This window comes from Halomonas zincidurans B6, from assembly GCF_000731955.1.
Taxonomy (GTDB): Bacteria; Pseudomonadota; Gammaproteobacteria; order Pseudomonadales; family Halomonadaceae; genus Modicisalibacter; species Modicisalibacter zincidurans.
The window spans coordinates 1,814,988-1,837,156 of record NZ_JNCK01000001.1 but is presented as its reverse complement, the minus strand read 5'-3'; the positions used below and the strand labels follow the sequence as shown (position 1 = coordinate 1,837,156).

The 22,169-nt window shown below is 64.4% G+C and carries 24 protein-coding genes; 17 read left to right on the top strand and 7 right to left on the bottom strand.

Annotated features, from left to right (window positions below; all coding sequences use genetic code 11):
- Window positions 1-104: 104 nt before the first annotated feature.
- Complete coding sequence (locus HALZIN_RS0108585) at window positions 105-758, bottom strand: methionine ABC transporter permease (RefSeq protein ID WP_031383815.1); 654 nt, start codon at window positions 756-758, stop codon at window positions 105-107.
- On the bottom strand, window positions 739-1,782 hold the full coding sequence (locus HALZIN_RS0108580; RefSeq protein WP_031383814.1) for a methionine ABC transporter ATP-binding protein: 1,044 nt from the start codon (window positions 1,780-1,782) through the stop codon (window positions 739-741). Before HALZIN_RS0108580 ends, HALZIN_RS0108585 begins: the two co-directional genes overlap by 20 nt.
- A gap of 462 nt (window positions 1,783-2,244) precedes the next feature.
- Between HALZIN_RS0108580 and HALZIN_RS0108575 the strand changes: the two genes are divergently transcribed.
- From HALZIN_RS0108575 to upp, 5 genes are all read left to right on the top strand, one after another.
- A complete protein-coding gene (locus tag HALZIN_RS0108575) occupies window positions 2,245-2,859 on the top strand; it encodes a riboflavin synthase (RefSeq protein ID WP_031383813.1) in 615 nt (204 codons plus the stop codon).
- 117 nt (window positions 2,860-2,976) lie between these two features.
- A complete protein-coding gene (locus HALZIN_RS0108570; protein WP_031383812.1) occupies window positions 2,977-4,290 on the top strand; it encodes an NCS2 family permease in 1,314 nt (437 codons plus the stop codon).
- Window positions 4,290-4,838, top strand: a complete 549-nt coding sequence (locus HALZIN_RS0108565; RefSeq protein WP_031383811.1) for an adenine phosphoribosyltransferase — start codon at window positions 4,290-4,292, stop codon at window positions 4,836-4,838. The genes HALZIN_RS0108570 and HALZIN_RS0108565 overlap by 1 nt, the downstream gene beginning before the upstream one ends.
- A gap of 97 nt (window positions 4,839-4,935) precedes the next feature.
- The gene (ung, locus tag HALZIN_RS0108560; protein WP_031383810.1) at window positions 4,936-5,628 is read left to right on the top strand and encodes a uracil-DNA glycosylase; all 693 of its coding nucleotides are present in this window, start codon (window positions 4,936-4,938) and stop codon (window positions 5,626-5,628) included.
- 106 nt (window positions 5,629-5,734) lie between these two features.
- Entirely contained in the window at window positions 5,735-6,364 is a 630-nt protein-coding gene (upp, locus tag HALZIN_RS0108555; protein WP_031383809.1) for a uracil phosphoribosyltransferase, read from the top strand.
- Between the two features lie 66 nt (window positions 6,365-6,430).
- Here upp and HALZIN_RS0108550 read toward each other — a convergent pair whose 3' ends face one another.
- On the bottom strand, window positions 6,431-7,009 hold the full coding sequence (locus HALZIN_RS0108550) for a cupin domain-containing protein (RefSeq protein WP_031383808.1): 579 nt from the start codon (window positions 7,007-7,009) through the stop codon (window positions 6,431-6,433).
- A gap of 181 nt (window positions 7,010-7,190) precedes the next feature.
- Here HALZIN_RS0108550 and mobA point away from each other — a divergent pair, with 181 nt between their 5' ends.
- The 7 genes from mobA (at window position 7,191) to HALZIN_RS0108515 (ending at window position 12,508) form a co-directional block, all read left to right on the top strand.
- On the top strand, window positions 7,191-7,766 hold the full coding sequence (gene mobA, locus HALZIN_RS0108545) for a molybdenum cofactor guanylyltransferase MobA (protein WP_031383807.1): 576 nt from the start codon (window positions 7,191-7,193) through the stop codon (window positions 7,764-7,766).
- 69 nt (window positions 7,767-7,835) lie between these two features.
- Window positions 7,836-8,492 (top strand): molybdopterin-guanine dinucleotide biosynthesis protein B, encoded by a 657-nt coding sequence (mobB, locus tag HALZIN_RS0108540; protein ID WP_031383806.1) that lies wholly within the window; start codon window positions 7,836-7,838, stop codon window positions 8,490-8,492.
- A complete protein-coding gene (gene moeA / locus HALZIN_RS0108535; RefSeq protein WP_031383805.1) occupies window positions 8,489-9,736 on the top strand; it encodes a molybdopterin molybdotransferase MoeA in 1,248 nt (415 codons plus the stop codon). Before mobB ends, moeA begins: the two co-directional genes overlap by 4 nt.
- On the top strand, window positions 9,733-10,599 hold the full coding sequence (moaC, locus tag HALZIN_RS0108530; RefSeq protein ID WP_031383804.1) for a cyclic pyranopterin monophosphate synthase MoaC: 867 nt from the start codon (window positions 9,733-9,735) through the stop codon (window positions 10,597-10,599). Before moeA ends, moaC begins: the two co-directional genes overlap by 4 nt.
- Window position 10,600: 1 nt before the next feature.
- Window positions 10,601-11,047, top strand: coding sequence for a molybdopterin synthase catalytic subunit MoaE (gene moaE / locus HALZIN_RS0108525; RefSeq protein ID WP_031383803.1), 447 nt, complete (start codon window positions 10,601-10,603; stop codon window positions 11,045-11,047).
- Window positions 11,047-12,039 (top strand): GTP 3',8-cyclase MoaA, encoded by a 993-nt coding sequence (gene moaA, locus HALZIN_RS0108520; protein ID WP_031383802.1) that lies wholly within the window; start codon window positions 11,047-11,049, stop codon window positions 12,037-12,039. Before moaE ends, moaA begins: the two co-directional genes overlap by 1 nt.
- Window positions 12,040-12,214: 175 nt before the next feature.
- Window positions 12,215-12,508, top strand: a complete 294-nt coding sequence (locus tag HALZIN_RS0108515) for an H-NS family histone-like protein (protein WP_031383801.1) — start codon at window positions 12,215-12,217, stop codon at window positions 12,506-12,508.
- Between the two features lie 129 nt (window positions 12,509-12,637).
- Here the strand turns inward: HALZIN_RS0108515 and HALZIN_RS0108510 are convergent, their stop codons facing one another.
- A complete protein-coding gene (locus HALZIN_RS0108510; RefSeq protein WP_031383800.1) occupies window positions 12,638-14,224 on the bottom strand; it encodes a ribonuclease J in 1,587 nt (528 codons plus the stop codon).
- 218 nt (window positions 14,225-14,442) lie between these two features.
- Here HALZIN_RS0108510 and purU point away from each other — a divergent pair, with 218 nt between their 5' ends.
- On the top strand, window positions 14,443-15,297 hold the full coding sequence (purU, locus tag HALZIN_RS0108505; protein ID WP_031383799.1) for a formyltetrahydrofolate deformylase: 855 nt from the start codon (window positions 14,443-14,445) through the stop codon (window positions 15,295-15,297).
- Window positions 15,298-15,309: 12 nt separating this feature from the next.
- On the opposite strand, the gene dinB is transcribed toward purU, so the two are convergent.
- Entirely contained in the window at window positions 15,310-16,359 is a 1,050-nt protein-coding gene (gene dinB, locus HALZIN_RS0108500) for a DNA polymerase IV (RefSeq protein ID WP_031383798.1), read from the bottom strand.
- A 40-nt stretch (window positions 16,360-16,399) separates the two neighbouring features.
- Window positions 16,400-17,062, bottom strand: coding sequence for a transcriptional repressor LexA (gene lexA, locus HALZIN_RS0108495; protein WP_031383797.1), 663 nt, complete (start codon window positions 17,060-17,062; stop codon window positions 16,400-16,402).
- 199 nt (window positions 17,063-17,261) lie between these two features.
- Between lexA and HALZIN_RS0108490 the strand changes: the two genes are divergently transcribed.
- The 4 genes from HALZIN_RS0108490 (at window position 17,262) to HALZIN_RS0108475 (ending at window position 20,277) form a co-directional block, all read left to right on the top strand.
- Entirely contained in the window at window positions 17,262-17,921 is a 660-nt protein-coding gene (locus HALZIN_RS0108490) for a TetR/AcrR family transcriptional regulator (protein WP_031383796.1), read from the top strand.
- 2 nt (window positions 17,922-17,923) lie between these two features.
- Window positions 17,924-18,442: a L,D-transpeptidase gene (locus HALZIN_RS0108485; protein ID WP_031383795.1), complete on the top strand. Its 519-nt coding sequence runs from the start codon at window positions 17,924-17,926 to the stop codon at window positions 18,440-18,442.
- Between the two features lie 66 nt (window positions 18,443-18,508).
- A complete protein-coding gene (gene nagZ, locus HALZIN_RS0108480; protein WP_031383794.1) occupies window positions 18,509-19,546 on the top strand; it encodes a beta-N-acetylhexosaminidase in 1,038 nt (345 codons plus the stop codon).
- Window positions 19,547-19,698: 152 nt separating this feature from the next.
- The gene (locus HALZIN_RS0108475; protein ID WP_031383793.1) at window positions 19,699-20,277 is read left to right on the top strand and encodes a hypoxanthine-guanine phosphoribosyltransferase; all 579 of its coding nucleotides are present in this window, start codon (window positions 19,699-19,701) and stop codon (window positions 20,275-20,277) included.
- 102 nt (window positions 20,278-20,379) lie between these two features.
- Here the strand turns inward: HALZIN_RS0108475 and HALZIN_RS0108470 are convergent, their stop codons facing one another.
- The gene (locus HALZIN_RS0108470; RefSeq protein ID WP_031383792.1) at window positions 20,380-22,107 is read right to left on the bottom strand and encodes an AMP-binding protein; all 1,728 of its coding nucleotides are present in this window, start codon (window positions 22,105-22,107) and stop codon (window positions 20,380-20,382) included.
- Window positions 22,108-22,169 lie beyond the last annotated feature (62 nt).

The following is a 22,169-nucleotide window of genomic DNA, read 5'->3' as shown; positions in this document are numbered from 1 at the left end:
CCGATGCCGCGGAACCGCGCGGCGGAATAGGGCGTATTTTAAGCTATAAGCAGAAAATTGGTAATGCCTTTTGGTTATTGGTTCGATTTGGCTGCTCGGGTCGGCTATTTATGGTCGGTTCGCCGCACCAGATAGTCGCCGAGCATCTGGAAGCCCTGCACCAGAACCACCAGAATGACCACCGTGATCAGCATCACGGTGGGGTTGAAGCGGTTGTAGCCGTAGCGAATGCCCAGATCGCCGAGCCCGCCGCCGCCCACCGCACCGGCCATCGCCGAATAGCTGATCAGCGTGACCACGGTAATGGTCAGGCCGGTGATGATGCCGCCACGCGCCTCGGGCAGCAGCACCTTGGTGATGATCTGCAGCGGCGTCGCGCCCATCGATTGAGCGGCCTCGACCAGCCCTGGCGGGACTTCGTTGAGCGCCCCCTCGACCAGTCGCGCGACGAAGGGAATCGCGGCGATGGTCAGCGGCACGGCGGCGGCGCTGGTGCCGATCGAGCTACCCACCAGCATGCGCGTGAAGGGGATGATCGCGACCAGCAGGATGATGAAGGGGATCGAGCGGCCGATGTTGGTGACGATCCCCAGGATGCGGTTGCTCAGCGGCTGGGCGAGAATCTGCCCCGGGCGGGTCACGTAGAGCAGTACCCCCAGCGGCACGCCCAGCGCCGCGGCGATGACGCCGGACACGGCGACCATGTAGAGAGTGTCGAGGGTCGCCTCGAGGATCAGTTCAAGCATCGCGCTGGACATGGCCGAGCACCTCCACTTGCAGGTCGTGGGAGTCGAGATAGGCCAGCGCCTTGGCGGTCTGCTCGGGCGTGCCGATCAGTTCGGCAATCATCAGTCCCAGGGTGCGATCCTGGATCGACTCGACCTTGGCCTCGAGAATGCTGACGTCGATGTCGCAGTCGCGGGCCAGGCGCGAGATCAGCGGGGTGGATACGGCATCGCCCTTGAATGCCAGGCGCACCACCGGGTGGCTGTTGTCGCCGGGGCGCGCCTCGAGCCGGTCGACCAGCGCCTGGGGCGGCTCGAGTTCGAGGAAGGCGTTGAGGAAATCGCGGCCCAGCCGGGTCGCTGGCGTGGTGAAGAAGTCACCGACGTCGGCTTGTTCGACCAGCTCGCCGCCGGAAATCAGCCCCACGCGATGGCAGATCGACTTGACCACTTCCATCTCGTGAGTGATCAGCAGAATGGTCAGCCCCAGCTTGCGGTTGATGTCCTGCAGCAGTTCGAGAATCGACACGGTGGTCTGCGGATCCAGCGCCGAGGTCGCCTCGTCGCACAGCAGCACCTTGGGACGGCTGGCCAGCGCCCGGGCGATCGCCACGCGCTGCTTCTGGCCGCCGGAAAGCTCGGCCGGGTACTTGTCGCGCTTGTCGGAGAGCCCGGTCATTTCAAGCAGCGGCTCGACGCGTTCGCGTATCTCGCGCTTGGCCACGCCCATCAGCTCCAGCGGCAGGGCGACATTGGCGAACACCGTGCGCGACGACAGCAGGTTGAAATGCTGGAAGATCATGCCGACCCGGTGGCGGGCGCGATTGAGTGAGGCGGCGTCGAGCGCGGTCAGTTCCTCGCCATCGACGTATACCCGGCCGGTGGTCGGGCGTTCGAGCAGATTGACGCAGCGAATCAGCGTCGACTTGCCGGCGCCGGACAGGCCGATGACACCGTGGATGGCACCCTGGGGCACGTGCAGGTCGGTGGGCTTGAGCGCATGAATGGCGCCGGCGCCGCTGCCGTAGGTCTTGGAAACGTGGTCGAGTGTGATCATGGTTCCGGTCGTGTCGGGGCGACGATCGGAGCGGGAAAACGGGCGGAGCGGACCAGGTCGCGGTACAAAAAAGGCCACCCTGGCGGGTGGCCATCAACGCTGGACACACCCTTTTAGCTGCACTTTCCAGCGCCTTGCGGCCCCGGAGGCGCCCGCAATCCGGGAACAAATCGGCGCCTTGAGATGATGCGCGAAAGTCTAGAGAGCCCTTCGGGGGCTGTCAACGACTTTGGTCTATGCCCTAATATCAAACGCCACCATGTAGCAAATCGCCATGTGAAAGGCTCCTTTCATAGAAGAAAAGCCTAAAAATTCATGGGTGACCCGCGGCCGTTGATGGCGGTTATCCGCCCGCGGCGTCGGTGGGCGCGACAATCGGCTTTCCTCCAGGCGCGGCTTTTCTCTAGACTCGGCTTTTCTAGACTAAGCGCCTCGCCACCCGGCGACTATCGAGAGGACAGCATGTTTACCGGAATCGTACAGGCGGCTGCCGAACTGGTGGCCATCGAGGAGCAGCAGGATTTTCGCAGCCATGTGCTGGCCATGCCGGGCGCGCTGCGCGAAGGGTTGGAGATCGGCGCCTCGGTGGCTCATAACGGCTGCTGCCTGACCGTGACCGGGATCGACGGCGAGCGGGTCAGTTTCGATCTGATGCGCGAGACGCTACGCCTGACCAACCTCGGCCAGCTATCGGTTGGCGATCGGGTCAACGTCGAGCGCGCGGCGCGGTTCGGCGACGAGATCGGCGGCCACGCCATGTCGGGCCATATCATCTGCATGGCCGAGCTTGTCGAGATCGACGAAGCGCCCAACAATCGCCGGCTGTGGTTCGAACTGCCGGTCAGTTATGCGCGCTTTCTGTTCGAGAAGGGCTATATCGGCGTCGACGGCATCAGCCTGACCATCGGTGAGGTGCGCGAACGGCGCTTCTGCGTCAATCTGATCCCCGAAACGCTGGCGCGTACCACGCTGGGCGATCGCGTCCCGGGCGACCGCGTCAATATCGAGGTCGACCCCCAGACCCAGGCGATCGTCGAGACCGTCGAGCGTGTCCTGGCGACACGTGCATCTTGCTGAGCGAGGCACTGGGCAGGCATTCGATCGGCTCGCGTCGATCGGGTGCTTTGGGTACCATTAGCGGCTTTTCGATCACCCCATAACAATGCGCGCAGGGCTAAGGCTGAGGGCTATGGTATGCTGAAACGGCAATTGAACGACTATTTCAAGCTGGACGAGCACAAGACCACCATTCGCACCGAGGTCATCGCCGGGATCACCACCTTCCTGACGATGGCCTATATCATCTTCGTCAACCCCAGCGTGCTGGCCGAATCGGGCATGGACTACGGCGCGGTGTTCGTCGCCACCTGTCTGGCGGCGGCGATCGGCACCTTGATCATGGGCCTGTGGGCCAATTATCCCATCGCCCTGGCGCCGGGCATGGGGCTCAACGCGTTTTTCACCTACAGCGTGGTGATGGGCATGGGCAAGAGCTGGGAAGTGGCGCTGGGCGCGGTGTTCCTGTCGGGGGTGACGTTCTTCCTGCTGAGTATCTTTCGCATTCGCGAGTGGGTGATCAACTCGATTCCGATGGCCTTGAGATTGGGCATCGCGGCGGGCATCGGGCTGTTTCTGGCAATCATCGCGCTGCAGAATGCCGGCATCGTGGTCGACAATCCGGCAACCCTGGTGTCGCTCGGCGATCTCTCCCAGCCGCCCGCGCTGTACACCCTGATCGGCTTCTTCGTGATCGCTGCGCTGTCCCACCTGCGGGTCACCGGCGCGGTGATGATCGGCATTCTCGGGGTCACCGTGGTGTCGATCCTGCTGGGCCACAATCAGTTCAACGGGGTGATGTCGGCACCGCCGTCGCTGGCGCCGACCTTCTTGGAGCTGGATATCGTCGGGGCGCTCGACGTGAGCATGCTCAGCGTGATCTTCGCCTTCTTGTTCGTCGATCTGTTCGACACGTCCGGCACGCTGATCGGCGTCGCCCATCGCGGCGGCTTGCTCGACGAGCAGGGCAAGCTGCCGCGCCTCAAGAACGCTTTGCTGGCCGACAGCAGCGCGTCGATGAGCGGCGCGCTGCTCGGCACCTCGACCACCACCAGCTACATCGAGAGCGCCTCGGGCATCGCCGCGGGCGGGCGCACCGGGCTGACGGCGGTGGTCGTGGCTATGCTGTTCCTGTTCAGCCTGTTCTTCTCGCCGCTGGCCGGTTCGGTGCCGGCCTTCGCCACCGCCGGCGCGCTGCTCTACGTGGCGGTTTTGATGGCCGGCAGCCTGGCGCATGCCAATTGGGACGATGTCACCGAGGCGGCGCCCGTGCTGATCGCCGCGTTGGCCATGCCGCTGACCTATTCCATCGCCAACGGCATCGCCCTGGGGTTCATCAGCTTCACCCTGATCAAGCTGCTGTCGGGGCGCCGCAGCGATCTCAATCCGGCGGTCGTGCTGCTGTCGGTGCTGTTCATTCTCAAGTTCCTGTTCCTCGACGGAGGCCATTGATGAGTAGTGTCTACGGCGATTACATCAAGTCGGTGATTCGCAGCGTGCCGGACTGGCCTCAAGCCGGGGTCAACTTTCGCGACATCACGCCGGTACTGCAGAACAGCGGGGCCTTCCGCAAGCTGATCGACAGCTTCGTGCATCGCTATCAGGAGATGGACCTGGACGCGATCGCTGCCATCGACGCGCGCGGCTTCATCATCGGCGCGCCGGTGGCCTATGAGCTCGGTTGCAGCTTCGTGCCGGTGCGCAAGAAGGGCAAGCTGCCGTTCAAGACCATCAGCGAGACCTATACCCTGGAGTACGGCGAATCCACCGTCGAGCTGCACTCCGACGCCTTCCGCGAGGGCGATCGGATTCTGGTGATGGACGATCTGATCGCCACCGGCGGGACCATGCTCGCCGCCGCCAAGCTGATCCAGCGTAGCGGCGGCCATGTCGTCGAGACCGCGACCATCATCGACCTGCCCGAACTGGGCGGGTCGCAGAAGATCCGCGACGCCGGCCACGGCGTGTTCGCGGTGTGCTCCTTTCTCGAGAGCGACTGACTCGAGAGCGACTGACTCGAGAGCGACTGACTCGAGAGCGACTGAGTTCGCTCTGTCATCACGTCATCAGGTATCACGCAACCGCTCGAGGCGACATATGTCACAGGTACCGCTACCCGAGAGCTGGGCGCACTACCTTGGCGGCGAGTTCGAAGCACCCTACATGCACACCCTGCGCGACTTCCTGGCCCGCGAGAAGGCGGCGCACAAGGTGATCTATCCGCACTCGTCGAACTGGTTCCGCGCCTTCGAGCTGACTCCGCTCGATCGGGTGCGGGTCGTGATACTCGGTCAGGACCCGTACCATGGCCCCGGCCAGGCGCATGGGCTGTGCTTCTCGGTGCGCCCCGGCGTGGCCACGCCGCCTTCGTTGCAGAACATCTACAAGGAGCTCGCTCAGGACGTCGCGTTCACTCCGGTGAATCACGGCTTCCTGGAAAGCTGGGCGCGCCAGGGCGTGCTGCTGCTCAACAGCGTATTGACCGTCGAGCGCGGCAATGCCGGTTCGCATCGCAATCAGGGCTGGGAGACATTCACCGATCGCGCCATCCAGGTGGTCAACGAGCAGTGCAGCGGCGTGGTCTTCCTGCTGTGGGGCAGCTATGCCCAGAAGAAGGCGTCGTTCGTCGATCGCGACAAGCATTGCGTCCTGCATGCGCCGCATCCATCGCCGTTGTCGGCCCATCGCGGGTTCTTCGGCCAGCGGCATTTTTCGCAGGCCAATGCGTTTCTCGCCGCGCGTGGCGGTCGGCCCATCGACTGGCAGTTGCCGGCCAGCGCGACGGGCTAACGCCGGGCGCGTGTGCGGTGCGATTGCCGCGGCCGCCGCTTAACCCGCGCGGCCCGGCGCGCTAGAATGCGCCCAGCTTTCTCACTGCCAAGCAAGGGTTCTCGCCATGAGCGTTCATGCCATCCAACATCCGCTGGTCAAGCACAAGCTGGGCCTGATGCGCACCGCCGACATCAGCACCAAGAGCTTTCGTGAACTGGCCGGCGAGGTCGCCAAGTTGCTGACCTACGAAGCCACCCAGGATCTCGAGCTCGAGGCGCAGACCATCGACGGCTGGAATGGCGAGCCGATCGAAGTCGAGCAGCTCAAGGGCAAGAAGGTCACCATCGTGCCGATCCTGCGCGCCGGCCTGGGCATGCTCGATGGCGTCACCGACCTGATTCCCAGCGCGCGGATCAGCGTGGTGGGGCTGTATCGCAACGAAGAGACACTCGAGCCGGTACCGTACTTCGAGAAGTTCACCAACGATCTCGACGAGCGTCTGGCGATCGTCATCGACCCGATGCTGGCCACCGGCGGCTCGATGGTCGCCACCCTGGACATGCTCAAGGAGCGCGGCTGCCCGCTGGTCAAGGTGATCGTGCTGGTGGCCGCCCCCGAGGGCCTGAAGCGGGTCCAGGAGGCCTACCCGGAGATTGACATCTACACCGCGTCGATCGACGAACGTCTCGACGAGAATGGCTACATCGTTCCCGGTCTGGGCGACGCCGGCGACAAGATATTCGGTACCCGCTGAGGCATGATTGCTTCAAAGATGATTGCTTCAAAGCCGGTACGCACCAGCTCGATGAGCTGCTAGCGCTCAGCCATGGTGGCTGTCGCCGCCGTCGGCGAAGCTCGGCGGGTTGTTGGCGCTGACGATCACGCAGTCGCTGTCGCCGACGTTGCGAAAGCGATGCGGCAGCCGCGAATCGAAATAATAGCCGTCGCCGGCGTTGAGTCGACGGACGTCGCCGTTGACCCACAGCTCGATGGTTCCGGCGACGATGATACCGCCTTCCTCGCCTTCGTGTTCGAGCATGTCGGCGCCGGTGTCCGAGCCCGGCGGGTAATGTTCGTGAATGATCGACATGCGCCGATTGGGACGCCGGGCACCGACCAGACGCCAGGAAAGGGTGCCGTCGCCGATCTCGGTGAGCTCCTCGGCGCGATAGAAGATCTGCTCCTGGGCCAGCTCCTCGCCGGCGAAGAATTCGCTGATCGAGATCGGGATGGCATCGAGGATCTTTTTCAATGAGCTTACCGATGGACTGACATGGTTCTGCTCGACGAGCGAAATGGTGCTGTTGGTCACCCCCGCGCGCTTGGCCAGCTCACGTTGCGAGAGCCCATTGTGCTGACGGAGTTGCTTGAGGCGTGTGCCGACGTCGAAACCGCTCATCGAGAATCCTTGTTGAACAAGCTGGCCGCGATGATAGCGTGTTAGACGTTTGAGGATAAGCATCGCCGGTGCCTGGCCTGGCGGGGCGAATGATGGCCCGCCATGGCCGGTCGGTGCTAGGCTGAATCATGGAAGCCGGCCGCCGCCGCGGATCGCCCGGCGGCATCGCGAGGCATGCAGAATGGACGAAGCGATCACCGCACTAGTGCTCGCCGGAGGGCGGGGGCGCCGGATGGGCGGCATCGACAAGGGCTGGGCGAGCTATCGGCAGCGCTCGCTGATCGAGTGGGTGCTGTCGCGGCTGGCGCGGCAAGTGGATCATGTGCTGATCAACGCCAACCGCTCCCGGACGGCCTACGAGGCGCTGGGCTGGCCGGTCATCGGCGATCGCTCGGGGGGGTATCAGGGCCCGTTGATGGGAATCTGGAGCGGGCTGTGTGCGGCCGAGACGCCTCTGGTGCTGGTAGTGCCCTGCGACACACCCTGTCTGCCGCTGGATCTCGTCGAACGCTTGTACGCGTCGCTCGGTGCCCACGATATCGCCGTGGCCCACGATGGCGAGCGCAGCCAGCCGGTGGTCGCGCTGCTGCGTCGCGGCTTGGCGGCGGATCTCGAACGGGCCCTGGCGGCCGGTGAGCGCAAGGTCGAGCGCTGGTATGCCCGGCATGCCTGGGTGAGCGTCGATTTCAGCGACTGCCCCGAGGCATTCGCCAATATCAATTCACCGCACGATGTCGTCAGCCTGACGGCCTCGTAAGCCGGGTACCTGGCTACGGGGATGCGCGCCATGGCGATGGCGACGGAAAGCTCTTATTAGCGGAGTCCGATGAAACTCGATCTGGACAGACAGCCCGTGCCCTTGCTGGGAATCGCCGCCTGGAGCGGGGTGGGCAAGACCACCCTGCTGGAAGCCTTGCTGCCTCGGCTGCGCCAAGCGGGCCTCAGGGTGGCGGTGATCAAGCATGCCCATCATCGCTTCGACATCGACAGGCCCGGCAAGGACAGTTATCGCCTGCGCCAGGCCGGGGCCACGCCGATGCTGGTCGCCTCGCGCGAGCGCTTCGCGCTGATGATGGAGACGCCATGTAATGAGACGCCATGTAATGAGACGCCATGTAATGAGACGCCATGTCATGAGACGTCCGGCGAGGAAGCGCAGGCATCGCCCAGAGACGAGGGGCCGGACCTGGCGGCACTGCTCGAGCACGTCCAACTGATGCGACCGGATCTGGTGCTCGTCGAAGGCTTCAGGCACTGGCCCTTGCCCAAGCTCGAACTGCACCGGCCGTCGCTCGGCAAGCCGTTGCTGGCTGGCGAGGACCCCTGGATCCAGGCCGTGGCCAGCGATGCCGAATTGGTCCTGCCGGCCGGCGTGGCGGCACTGGATCTCAACGACTTGGGCGCGCTGACCGCTTTCGTCCGTGATTGGCCGGCTGCCTGGGCGGGCTGCCGTGGGCCCCGGCCCGGCGGTGACTCGTCATGACGCTATCCTGCTTTGCGCTCGGCGAGCGGATGCTCGATGTCGACGAGGCGCTGACGTCGCTGAGCGAGCTGGTGGCCGCCCGCTTGCCCGCCGAACGCCTGCCACTGACGGCGGCGGCTCGCCGGGTGTTGGCCAAGGAGTGCATCTCGCCGATCGATGTCCCGCAGAACACCAACGCGGCGATGGACGGTATCGCGCTGGCCTGGCCTGCGCCGACACGGGTAACCCTGGTCGGCGAAGTCCTGGCCGGGCATCGCTTCGAGTCTCCGCTGGGCTACGCTGAGGCGGTCTCGATCACCACCGGCGCGCCGCTGCCGGAAGGGGCGGATACCGTCATCATGCACGAGCAGTTGGACATCGATGTCCGGTCGCGGCTGGCGAGGATCCATCAGCCGCAGCGGGTCAGCCGGGGTCAGAACGTGCGCCACGCCGGCGAAGACATCGTCCGTGGCAGTTGCGCCGTGGCTGCAGGCACGCGGCTGCGACCCCAGCACCTGGGCCTGCTGGCCTCGCTGGGGGTCGACAGCATCGAGGTGGTGCGTCGGCCGCGGGTGGCGATCTTTTCCACCGGCGACGAAGTCACCTCGCCGGGTGAAGCGCTCGGTGCGGCGGGCGTTTACGATGCCAATCGTTATTCATTGCGTGGGTTGCTCGAGGCGCTGGGCTGCGAAGTCGACGATCTGGGCATTCTCGCCGACCGGCCCGAGGCGATTCGCGACGCGCTGACAGGTGCCGCCACGCGGGCCGACATGGTCATCACCAGCGGTGGCGTCTCGAGTGGCCAGGCCGATTGGATCAAGCCGGCGCTGTCGAGCATTGGTCGTCTGGGATTCTGGCGAATCGCCATGCGTCCCGGGCGGCCGTTGGCCTTCGGGATGCTGGGCGAGAACGAAGTGCCGTTCTTCGGCCTGCCGGGTAATCCGGTGGCGGTCATGGTGACTTTCCTGCAGTTCGTCCAGCCATTGCTGCGCAGGCTCCAGGGCGAATACGCCTGGCAGCCGACGCGCTGGAGCGCAATCGCCGATGAAGCGATGCGCAGTCGCAGCGGTCGCGTCGATTTCCATCGTGGCGTCTATAGAATCGACGCGACCGGACAACTGCATGTGCGTACGACGGGGCATCAGGGCTCGGGGATTCTATCCTCGATGGCAGCGGCCAATTGCCTGATCGAGATCGAGGCGTCCCGTGGCGACATCGGCGAGGGCGAAACCGTATTACTGCAACCCTTTGGTGAGCTGACATGAGCCTGACCCACATCAATGCACGCGGCGAGGCCCACATGGTCGACGTCGGTGACAAGCAGACCACTCGCCGCGAGGCACTGGCGAGCGGTCGCATTCGGATGCAACCCGCGACGCTGGCGCTGCTCGCCGAGGGTGGCCTGCCCAAGGGCGATGTGTTGGCGACGGCGCGTATCGCCGGCATTCAGGCCGCCAAGCGTACCCACGAGCTGATTCCGTTATGCCACCTGCTGGCACTGTCGAAGGTGACGGTCGATTTCGAACTCGACGAGGCTGGACGTTGCGTCAACGTCACCGCGCTGTGCCGGCTTTCCGGCCAGACCGGGGTTGAAATGGAGGCATTGACCGCGGTCTCGGTGGCGTGCCTGACTCTCTATGACATGTGCAAGGCGGTCGACAAGACGCTGGAAATCGGCGAAATACGCCTGCAGGCCAAGAGCGGCGGACGCTCCGGCGACTATCGCTACGACGCCGGGGCGGCGTCAGACGAAATGGCTGCGGTCCAACCGGGTGCGGTCCAACCGGGTGCGGTCCAACCGGGTGCGGTCCAACCGATAGTGACCGGCGAATGCCAGGAGGGCTGTGTCGGTATCGCACCGCGTGCCGAAGCGCCCTGCATCCATGTCAAATGTCTCGCCGAATTACGCGAACGCCTGGGGGTCAGCGATCTGGAGATCCCCTTCGAGACACTGCCGACCCCGGATATCGCGGGCCTCAAGTCGGCCCTGGTGGCACGCGACGAGCGATTCTCGATGCTCTCGGAAAGCCGGGTGCTGTGCGCGATCAACCAGGTCATGAGTGGCGAGGACAACCATCTGACCGATGGCGACGAGGTCGCTTTCTTCCCACCGGTCACCGGAGGCTGAGATGATCCGTGTGCAGCATGAGTGCTTCGATGTTGGCGCCGAGCAGGCGACTCTCGTTGCTCAGCGAAACGATATCGGTGCGGTGGTCTGCTTTACGGGACTGGTGCGCGATTTCAACGAGCGGCCCGACGTCACGGCATTGTCGTTGGAACACTATCCGGGCATGACCGAGTCGGCTTTGGGCGAGATCGTCGCCGAGGCCGGACGCCGCTGGTCGCTCAATGGCGTACGGCTCATACACCGTGTCGGCCGATTGGAACCGGGCGACCCGATCGTGCTGGTTGCGGTTGCCAGCGCCCATCGACAGGCGGCATTCGATGCCTGTCTATTCATAATGGATTATCTTAAGACCCGCGCCCCTTTCTGGAAAAAGGAACACACCGCCCACGGCGATTACTGGGTCGCCGAGCGGGACACGGACAGGCAGGCAGCCGAGCGCTGGAGGTGATGATGACCCAGTTGATCGACAACTATCAGCGTAGCGTTCGCTATGTGCGGATATCGGTGACGGATCGCTGCGATTTTCGCTGTGTCTATTGCATGAGCGAGGAGATGACCTTTCTGCCTCGCGCACAGGTCTTGACCCTTGAAGAGTTGGCGCAAGTTGCCCGGGCTTTCATCGAATTGGGTGTCGAGAAGATTCGTCTGACCGGCGGCGAGCCCCTGGTCAGGCGGGGCATCGAGGATCTGGTGAGCGATATCGGCGCTCTCGATGGCCTCAAGGATTTCGCCATGACCACCAACGGCGCGGGTCTGGGCAAGCATGCCAAGGCGCTTCGCCAGGGCGGGCTTAAGCGCCTCAACATCAGTCTCGATTCACTGGACCCGGTGCGCTTCAAGCGCTTGACGCGCACCGGCGACCTGCACCGGGTCATCGATGGCATTCATGCCGCCCAGGATGCCGGCTTCGAGGGAATCAAGCTAAACGCGGTGATTCTGCGGGGACGCAATGACGACGAGGTTACCGAACTGGTCGATTTCGCCCGCGACGAGGGCATCGACATCAGTTTCATCGAGGAAATGCCGCTGGGCGATGTCTCGGATCATTCTCGCGCTGAAACCTACTGTTCCAGCGACGAGGTACAGCGCTTGATCGAGGCGCGGCATACCTTGCTGCCGACCACCGAGACGACACTGGGTCCCTCACGCTATTACCGCATGCCGGACAGTGCGTCTCGCATCGGCTTCATTTCTCCGCACAGCCATAACTTCTGCGCCAGCTGCAACCGCGTCCGGGTTACCGTGGAAGGGCGTTTGCTGTTGTGCCTGGGCAATGAGCATTCGGTGGACCTGCGCGAGGTTCTGCGGCGCTATCCGGGCGACATCGGTGCCCTCAAGGAGCGCATCGTCGGTGCCATGCCGCTCAAGCCCGAGCGCCATCATTTCTCGACCGACGGTGACGTTCAGGTGGTGCGTTTCATGAACATGACGGGTGGTTGAGTACAGCCTGGCTTTCTCTCTTTCAGCGCTTCCCCCCGGCCTTTTTTACGAGACTCCTGGTGAATATCGGGCGGCCATTATTGCGTAACTTTGCTTGCCAATCGGCCTTCAGGGCATATACTTTTTACATTCACACACCGTTTGCAGTAATTGACGCTTTGAATGGAGGAGGCCGATGTCTACCGAGTCCCTGGAAAAAATCGCTCGCAACAAGAATGTGGCGCGGGCAGCCGCTCGACAATTGAGCATGGAGCAGCTCCATAAGCTCGCTGAAGTGATTAACGAGGTGATCGAGCAAAAGCAGGATGAAGAACGTCGCCGGCAGGAAGAGGAAACGGTCAAGGCGCGCAAGCTCGAGGAGATTCGTGAAGCGATCAATGACGCCGGGCTTTCTCTCGACGACCTGGTTGGCGAACAACCCAAGCGTCGCGGTCGCCCGCCCAAGAAGGACACGCTCGAAAAGGCCTGAATGGCTTCGATCCTCTTCAGAAGATCGCTCGGGTGGCCTCGTTCCAGAAAGCGGATGCATTGCGTCCGCTTTTTTTTCCGGCTCTATTTGCTGGCGATTGTTGCTTAATCGACAGGCAAGTAAAGGCCGTCAAGAAGCCGTTTCGGCGGCGCTGATCTGCAGGTGCACGACCGGCGGACGGCGCAGGTGATCGTTCATCCATTGTACCAGGCGTGGCTGAAGCTGGTTGCGTAACTGCACTAGAGTTTCGGCGTCGAGTTGTTTGAGTGTGTCGTCCAGCCAGTCGGCGAAGGCCGTTTCGTCGAGCGAGGAAGCACCGGAATAATCGATCAGCAAGCGTCCCACACGATGCCAGCCATCACTCATCGCCAACACCGGCAAGACCAGATAGAAGCGACCCTCGCGGGGTTGTCTTGATTGCACCGCAGAATCCTCGAATCCTTTCAGAGCGTGCACTTGATCCTGGTGAACGATATGCGGGGTCTGTTCAATGTGTCGTTCGACGCTCAGCGTCGTGCGCTCGACACGGATCAGATCGCCATTATCGGGCGCGAGTGGCGCGTCGATGCCGCACGACTCGGCCAGGCGCTGGTGGGCCTCCTGATGGCGGCGTTCACCATGCACCGGAAGCAACCGCCGCGGTTTGGTCCAGCCATAAAAGGTCCGCAACTCATCCTGAGCCGGGTGACCCGAGGCATGCAACTCGGGGTGCCGGGTTTCCTCGAGTACCCCGACGTCCAGGCGTTTGAGCGCCAATTGAAGGCGCTCGATCAATCGCTCGTTACCGGGTATCGCCTTGGCCGAGAAAATGACCGTGTCGCCGGCCTGCAATTCCAGGTCGGGATGCCGGCCCTGGGCGAGGCGTGACAGCGCGGCCCGCGGCTCACCCTGGCTGCCGGTGGCGATGATCAGCACCTCTTCGGCAGGCAGGTAACCCAGGTCGCGCACCGGCACCAGTTGCGGTAAGTCCTCCAGGTAGCCCAGGTCGCGTGCCGTACGCACCATGCGTTCCATCGAGCGCCCCATCAGGCTGATACGGCGTCCGCAACGCGCGGCGGCACGCCCCACGGCCAGCACACGCGCCAGGTTGCTGGCGAAGCAGGAAACGATCACACGGCCCGTGCAGGCGCCGATGGCGCGTTCCAGCGCCCGCGCGACGTCGCCTTCGCTACGCGACCAGCCGGGCAGGGTGGCGTTGGTGGAATCGCCGACCAGCAGGTCGACCGGGGCCAGCGAGGCATAGAGCCGCTGGTCGACCGGGCTGCCGATCAGCGGCTCGGGGTCGAGTTTCCAGTCGCCGGTGTGCAGCACCCGGTGGTGGGGCGTGGTGAGCAGCAATGCGCAGCTTTCGGGAATCGAGTGGGTCAACGGCAGGTAGCGCAGCGCGAACGGCCCGCTCTCCAGCGCGTCGCCGGGCGCGACGATGCGGATCGCATCGACGGCCAGGCCGCGCTCCAGAAACTTGGCCCGCAGCAGGCCGGCGGCCAGCGGCGTGGCGTAGATGGGGCAGCCCCAATGGGGCCAGAGCCAGGCGGCGGCACCGATATGATCCTCGTGACCGTGGGTGAGGATCAGCGCGCGCGGCTGAATGCCCAGCGGCGTCAGACAGCCCACGTCAGGCACCTGGAGCGGCGAATCGGGCAGATCCTGACGCAGCATCATTCCGCAATCGATGGCGATCCATTCATCGCCGTAGCCATAGAGGCTGAGGTTCATGCCGATCTCGCCGCAGCCTCCCAGTGGCAGGAAGTGGAGAGGCGGACGTTTTCGGGGGCCGATCTGGACGCGGGATTGCAACATCAGTGACACGAGCTTGTGAGCAAGCCCCCACTATACGAGATGCGTCGCCTGGCTCACAACGAACATTAGCCAAGTCGGGGCAATTGGTTACAATGTGCGACCGTTCACGGTTTACCGAGAGTTCCCAGCCTTTCATGTCGCATTCTTACCGTCTTATCGTGTCCTGTCCCGACCGGGTCGGCATCGTCGCCCGGGTGTCCAATTTCATTGCCGATCAGCGTGGCTCGATCACCGAAGCCAACCAGCATTCGGACCTGGTTACCGGGCGCTTCTTCATGCGCTATGAAATTCGCTTCGATGTGGATGCACCGCCGATCGAGCAGTTCCGCGACACGTTTCAGCCGATCGCCGAGACGTTCGGCATGGACTGGTCGCTCCATGACAGCGCGCAGCGCAAGCGAATCGTGTTGATGGTTTCCAGGGCCTCGCATTGCCTGGTGGATCTGCTGCATCGCTGGAATATCGGCGAACTGGATTGCGAGATCCCCTGCGTGATTTCCAATCATGACGCGCTGCGTTCGCTGGTCGAGTGGCACGGCATTCCCTTCCACCATGTGCCGGTCGCGCCCGACACCAAGGCGGCCGCCTTCGACGAAACCGAGCGGCTGATCGGAGAAGTCCAGGCCGATGGCGTGGTGCTGGCGCGCTACATGCAGATTCTGCCGCCGGGGTTGTGCCGGCGCTATGCCGGTCGGGTGATCAATATCCATCACAGCTTCCTGCCGTCATTCGCCGGCGCCAAGCCCTATCACCAGGCCTATGACCGGGGCGTCAAGCTGATCGGGGCGACCTGTCATTACGTGACCGAAGAGCTGGATGCCGGGCCGATCATCGAGCAGGACGTGCACCGCATCACGCATTGCCACACCACCGAGGACCTGGTGCGCTTCGGTCGCGATATCGAGCGTGCGGTACTCGCCCGGGGGCTGCGCTGGCATCTGCAGGATCGTGTGTTGATTCACGGCAGCAAGACCGTGGTCTTTGCCTGAGAGGGGCGGCGCTCAATCAGCGAACAGCGACAACTGACGCGCGTCGCCGGACGGCGCAAGGCGCACGCCGACCCCGAGCAGGCGCACCGGTCGGCTACCGCGCGCCCAGGCCTCGTCGAGCAGGGCAAGGCAATGAGCGAGTTCGGGCCGCCGGCCGCCTCCCTCGAGCGTGGTCAACGTGAAATCGTTGAAGCGCACCTTGACGAACACGCCCTTGGTCGCCGGGTTGCCGTGCCGCGCCAGGCGTTCGTGAAGGCGCTCGATCAGCGCCGGCAGCTGTTCGCGGCAGGTGGCGAGATCGGGCAGGTCGCGATGAAAGGTGTTCTCGGCGCTCACCGACTTGCGTTCGCGCTCGGTTCGCACCGGGCGGTCGTCGATGCCGCGGGCGAGTTCATGAAGCCGTCGGCCGAACTTGCCGAAACGTTCGCTCAGCGCTTCCAGTGACCAATCCTGCAGATCGGCGCAGGTGACGATATGCAGCGCAGCCAGCTTGGCGGCGGTCGCCGGACCCACCCCATGCAGCTTGTCGACGGCCAACGTGCTGATGAAGGCGTCGACCTGATCGGGTGCGATGACCGTCAGCCCGTCGGGCTTTTCCCAGTCGCTGGCGATCTTGGCGAGAAACTTGCTCGGCGCCACGCCCACCGAAACGCCGATGCCGGTACGCCGCATCGCCTCGCGCTTGATCCAGCCGGCCATCCAGGTTGCGCTGCCACGGAAGCGGCGCACTTCGCTGACGTCGAGAAACGCTTCGTCGAGCGAGAGCGGCTCGACCAGCGGGGTCAGTTCGTGAAAGATCGCCTGGATGCGCTCGGAAACCGCCCGATAGCGGGGGAAGTCCGGCGGCAGCAAGGTCAGTTCGGGGCACAGGCGCAGGGCCTGGCCGGTAGGCATGGCGGAATGCACCCCGTAGCGCCGCGCCGGATAATTGCAGGTGGCGATCACGCCGCGCTGCGCGGTGCTGCCGCCGATTGCCAGCGGCACGTCGCGCAGGGCCGGGTTGTCGCGCATCTCCACCGCGGCATAGAAGCAGTCACAGTCGGCATGCAGGATCTTGCGCATGAATCACCCACTGGGCGGTGCCGCCGAGCGCCACCGCATGCTAACCCAGCGCCTGGCCGTTGCCACCGCGGATCACGCCGACGCCGACGCCCTCGATGTCCAGATGCTCATGGCGCAGATCGACCTGGATCGGTGCGAACTCGGGGTTCTCGGCGAGCAGCCATACGCGATGGCCGTCACGCTTGAAGCGCTTGACGGTCACGTCGTCCTCCAGGCGAGCCACCACGATCTGCCCGTCGCGGACCCGGTCGGTGCGGTGCACGGCGAGCAGGTCGCCCTCGAGGATGCCGACGTCGCGCATCGATAGCCCGCGCACACGCAGCAGGTAATCGGCGCGTGGCGAAAAGAAGTCGGCCGATAACGGGCAGTAGCGATCGATATGCTCGGCGGCCAGCATCGGGCTACCGGCAGCGACCTCACCGATGATCGGCAGGCCGCTCTCGCTGTCGGTGAGACCCGCTTCACTCTCGGGATAGGCCTGAGCGGCCTGGCTGGGCAGGCGGATGCCTCGCGAGGTGCCGGGAATCATGCGGATCACGCCCTTGCGGCTAAGCGCGCGCAGATGCTCCTCGGCGGCGTTGGGCGAGCGGAAGCCCAGTGCACGGGCAATCTCGGCCCGGGTCGGCGGATAGCCCAGTTCGTTCATGGTCTTGACGATGAAGTCGTAGACGTTCTGCTGGCGCGGGGTAAGAGTGTGGGTCATGCGGCCTCCGCTGGTCGCTTAACGGGTTCGTGGTTAAGTATACAGCATGGAATTGCATCCAGTAATCGGCAAGTCGGCGCTCGTCTCGAATAGTGCAGCGTGAACCCAACGTTTGAAACGGACCGGTTTGTTCAAGAAACGTTAACGAGGTAGAATCCTGGCCACGTTTAAAACAATCGTTTTTCAGCAGGGATATGTCATGGCTCAGACCGACACAGTGACGCGGATACTCAATACCGCCGAAGTGCTGTTTGCCGAGCGCGGTTTTGCCGAGACGTCGTTGCGTAACATCACCAGCAAGGCCAAGGTCAACCTGGCGGCGGTGAACTATCATTTCGGCTCCAAGAAGGCGCTGATTCAGGCGGTCTTCGCGCGCTACCTGGACCCGTTCACGGAGCGTTTCCACGCCAGGCTCGACGAACTCGAGGCCGACTATGCAGGCCAGCCCATCCCCCTGGAAGTCCTGTTGGAAAGCATGGCGCGCACCGTGCTCGAGGTGCCGGCCGAGCGCAACAGCCTCAAGGTGTTCATGCGCCTGCTGGGGCTGGCCTACACTCAGGCCCAGGGCCACCTGCGCAGGTATATCCAGCAGCAGTACGGCAGCGTCTTCACGCGCTTTGCCGAACTGGTGCGCAAGGCCACGCCGGAGCTTCCCGATAGCGAGCGTTTCTGGCGACTGCACTTCATGCTGGGTACGGTGATCTTCACGCTGTCCGGGCTCGATGCGCTGCGCGACATCGCCGAGCAGGACTATGGCGAGCACGTCAGCGTCCGTGAGCTGATCCGGCGCTTGCGCCCGGTGGTGGTCGCCGGCATGAACGCGCCGCTGCCCGAGGATCCACAGGCATTGGCGGGGTAGGCATGCGCACACCGCGACTCCACGAGCTGCCGCCGGCGGATGCGTTATGGCTCGAGATCGATCTGGCGCGTCAGTCGCTGACCGTGTGGCAGGGCCGTGACGCGCTACAGCGTCATGCCATCTCGTCGGGTACCGCGGGTAACGGGCAGCGCGACGGCAGTGGCCAGACACCGCTGGGCTGGCATTACGTGCGCGCGGCGATCGGCGGGGGCGAGCCGCCGGGCACGGTATTTCGCGGCCGTCGACCCACCGGCGAGGTGTATGCCCCCGCGCTGGCGGCGGCCCATCCGCAGCGCGACTGGATCCTCACGCGCATCCTCTGGCTGTGCGGGCTGGAGCGGGGTTTCAATCGCGGGGGTGCCGTCGACTCCCAGCGCCGCTATATTTACCTGCACGGCACGCCTGCCTCGGAGCCGATGGGCCAACCCGCCTCGCACGGTTGCATACGGCTACGCGACGCGGCGCTGCTCAGCCTGTTCGATCGAGCCGTGCCGGGTACCCCGGTGTGGTTGCACGACTGACCAACGCCTGTTGTCGGGGCCGTCATTGGTCTAGAATCGGCCCCCTCAAAGCCAAGGACTCCGACCATGACCCAACCGCTCGGCCCGGTGATGCTGGATCTCGAAGGAACTACTGTGAGTCGCGCTGAGCGCGAGCTGCTGATGCGGCCCGCAGTCGGCGGGGTGATTCTGTTCGCGCGCAACATCGCCGATGCGGCCCAGGTCGGCGAGCTGTGCGCCAGCCTGCGCCAGATTCGCCCGGATCTGCTGCTGGGGATCGACCAGGAGGGTGGCCGGGTCCAGCGGCTGCGCGAGGGCGTGACGCGGTTGCCGTCGATGGCCCGGCTGGGGCGCTGCTACGTGAGCGACCCGTCGCGCTGTCTGCACTTGTGTCAGGAGGCCGGATGGCTGCTGGGCATGGAGATGGCGGCCTGCGGGCTCGATCTGAGCTTCGCCCCGGTGCTCGACGTCGACGCCGGACTTTCCAGCGTGATCGGCGATCGCAGCTTCTCGGCGGATCCGCATGCCGTGGCGACGATGGGAAGGGCGTTCATCGATGGCCTCCACGAGGCCGGCATGGTCGCCGTGGGCAAGCATTTTCCGGGGCATGGTGGCACCGCCGCCGACTCGCATACCCACGAGGTCGTCGATGAGCGCCCGCTGCAGGCGCTGCGGGCCCATGACCTGATTCCCTTCGCCGAGCTGGCCGGGCGTCTCGACGGCATCATGCCGGGACACGTGGTCTATCCGGCGTTCGATGCGCGGCCGGCCGGTTACTCGCCGAGCTGGCTGGGGCTGCTGCGGGAGGAACTGGGCTTCAAGGGCACGATCTTCTCCGACGATCTGTCGATGGCGGCCGCGCATACCGCGGGCGATCCTGCCGCGCGCGCCCTGCAGGCGCTCGATGCCGGCTGCGACATGGTCCTGGTATGCAACGACCGCGACGCCGCCCGGGCGGTCATCGAGGCCTGTGCGGGGCGCGCTTCCAAGCGCCCGGCCAAGCTGCGCTACGGCCGCGCCCGGCCGGGGCTCGATACGTTGACGGTGCTGAGTCGCTGGCGCAAGGCCCACGCGCAACTCGAGGCGCTGGTCGACGAGCCCGCGGATCCCGCACCGCGGAATTGAGCGTGCTGTGACACTCAACGCCCACGAGAAGACGCCAAAGCGTCGCGATACAGCGGCGAACGGCCGCCTTCACCTTTGGATTCATCGTGCCACGCCGCTTCCATCGGAAGCGGACGTGGACCTTCCGCAAGCGACAGTGACACCAATTTCCGATGTCTGAACACGAAAGCACGCATCACGATTCCCTCACCTTCATGCGTGAGCTCATGGACAATGCCGATTGTCTGATCACCCAGTCCCAGGTCGAGCGCGCCCTCGATCGCATGGCCGAGGCGATTACCGACAAGCTGGGCGACAAGCTGCCGGTCTTCTACTGCGTGATGAATGGCGGACTGATCACTACCGGCCACCTGCTGACGCGGCTGGGCTTCCCGCTGGAGGTCGATTACCTGCACGCGACCCGCTATCGGGGCGGCATACGCGGCGGCGAGCTGTTCTGGCGGGTCTCGCCGGAAGTGCCGATGGCCGGCCGGCACGTGGTGATCGTCGACGATATTCTCGACGAGGGCGCTACGCTGGCGGCGATTCTGGCCTACTGCCGCGCAGCCGGCGCTGCCAGCATCTCGACCGCGGTACTCGTCGACAAGCGCCACGAGCGCAAGGCGGCACCGGATCTCAAGGCCGATTACTGCGGTCTCGAAGTCGAGGATCGCTACGTGTTCGGCTTCGGCATGGACTACAAGGGCTACTGGCGCAATGCGCCGGGAATCTTCGCGCCGAAGGGCATGTGACCGCCCCTTCGGGGCGAGCGGTAAGCCTTAAGCCGGAAGCTATAAGAAAACCCCACGGGCCTGACGCTCGCGGGGTTTTGCTTACCGCTTAAAGCTTACAGCTCAGGCCAGCCCCAACTCCTGGGTGGCGGTCTCGCGCATCTTGAACTTCTGGATCTTGCCGGTGACGGTCATCGGAAAGTCGTCGACGAACTTGACGTAGCGCGGCACCTTGTAGTGCGCGATGCGCCCCTGGCAGAACGCCCGGAGTGCCTCCTCGTCGAGTTGCTGGCCGTCGACCAGCTTGACCCACGCCATCACCTCCTCGCCGTACTTGCCGTCGGGGACGCCGATCACCTGAACATCCGAAATCGCCGGGTGGGTATACAGGAAGTCCTCGATCTCGCGCGGATAGATGTTCTCGCCGCCGCGGATGATCATGTCCTTGATGCGCCCGGTGATCGCCACATAACCCTCGGCGTCCATCTGCGCCAGGTCGCCGGTGTGCATCCAGCCGGCATCGTCGATCGCCTTGTCGGTGGCCTCGGGGTTCTGCCAGTAGCCGAGCATCACGCTATAGCCGCGGGTGCACAGTTCGCCGCGCTCGCCGTGCGCCACGATGCGCCCCGTCGATGGGTCCACCAGCTTGACCTCCTGATGGGGGTGGATGGTGCCCACGGTGGTCACGCGCTTGTCGAGCGGGGCGTCGGTCTGGGTCTGCAAGCTCACCGGGCTGGTTTCGGTCATGCCGTAGCAGATGCTGACCTCCTGCATGTGCAGCTTGTCGATTACCTGGCGCATTACCTCGATGGGGCAGATCGAGCCGGCCATGATCCCGGTGCGCAGCGACGACAGGTCGAAGCGGGCGAACTCGGGATGCTCGAGCTCGGCGATGAACATCGTCGGCACCCCGTAGAGGGCGGTGGCGCGCTCCTCGGCCACCGCCGTGAGGGTGGCCAGCGCATCGAAGCCCTCGCCGGGATAGATCATCGCCGCGCCGTGGGTCATGCAGCCCAGGTTGCCCATCACCATGCCGAAGCAATGATACAGCGGGACTGGAATCACCATGCGGTCTTCGGCGGTGAGCGCGATGCGTTCGGCGACGAAGAAGCCGTTGTTGAGGATATTGTGATGCGACAGCGTGGCGCCCTTGGGCGCGCCGGTGGTTCCCGAGGTGTACTGGATATTGATCGGATCGTCGAACTGCAGGCTGGCCTGCAGGGTGGCGAGCTGCTCGGCGCTCGTCTCGTCGGCGCGCTCGAGCAGCGCACGCCAGGTGAGCATGCCGGGCAGCGCCCAGTCGTCGTCGAGACACACCACGCGCTTGAGCTCGGGCAGCCGTTCGCCGGCGCGCGTGGCACCGGCGAGCGTCGCACCGGCCGTTTCATTGAGCGCGGGCACCAACTCGGCGATCATGTCGGCGTAGCGCGAAGTCTTGAAGGCGCCCTGCAGAATCAGCGTCGACGTGCCTGACTGGCGCAGCGCGTAATCGAGTTCGTGGCTGCGATAGCTGGGATTGATGTTGACCAGGATGGCGCCGATCTTGGCGGTGGCGAACTGGGTGATCGCCCATTCGGCGCGATTGGTTGCCCAGATTCCGACCCGCTCGCCGCTCGCCACGCCCACGGCGAGCAGGGCGCGTGCGGCGCGATCGACTTCGGCCTGAAGGCGGGTCCAGCTATAGCGCAATCCCTGATGACGGCTGATCAGCGCGTCGCGGTCCGGATAGCGAGCGACGGTGGCATCGAAACAGTCGCCGATGGTTTCGCCCTTGAGCGGCCGTTCAGCGACGCCGCTGACGTAGCTGGGGCGATTTTTCGGGACGGTGCGGGGGGTGGCTTGGCTTGTCATCGCTGATTCCTGCTTGTTTTTGTCGGCTCGGGCAAGGCTTTGAAAGCGGCGTGTCTGGAAAA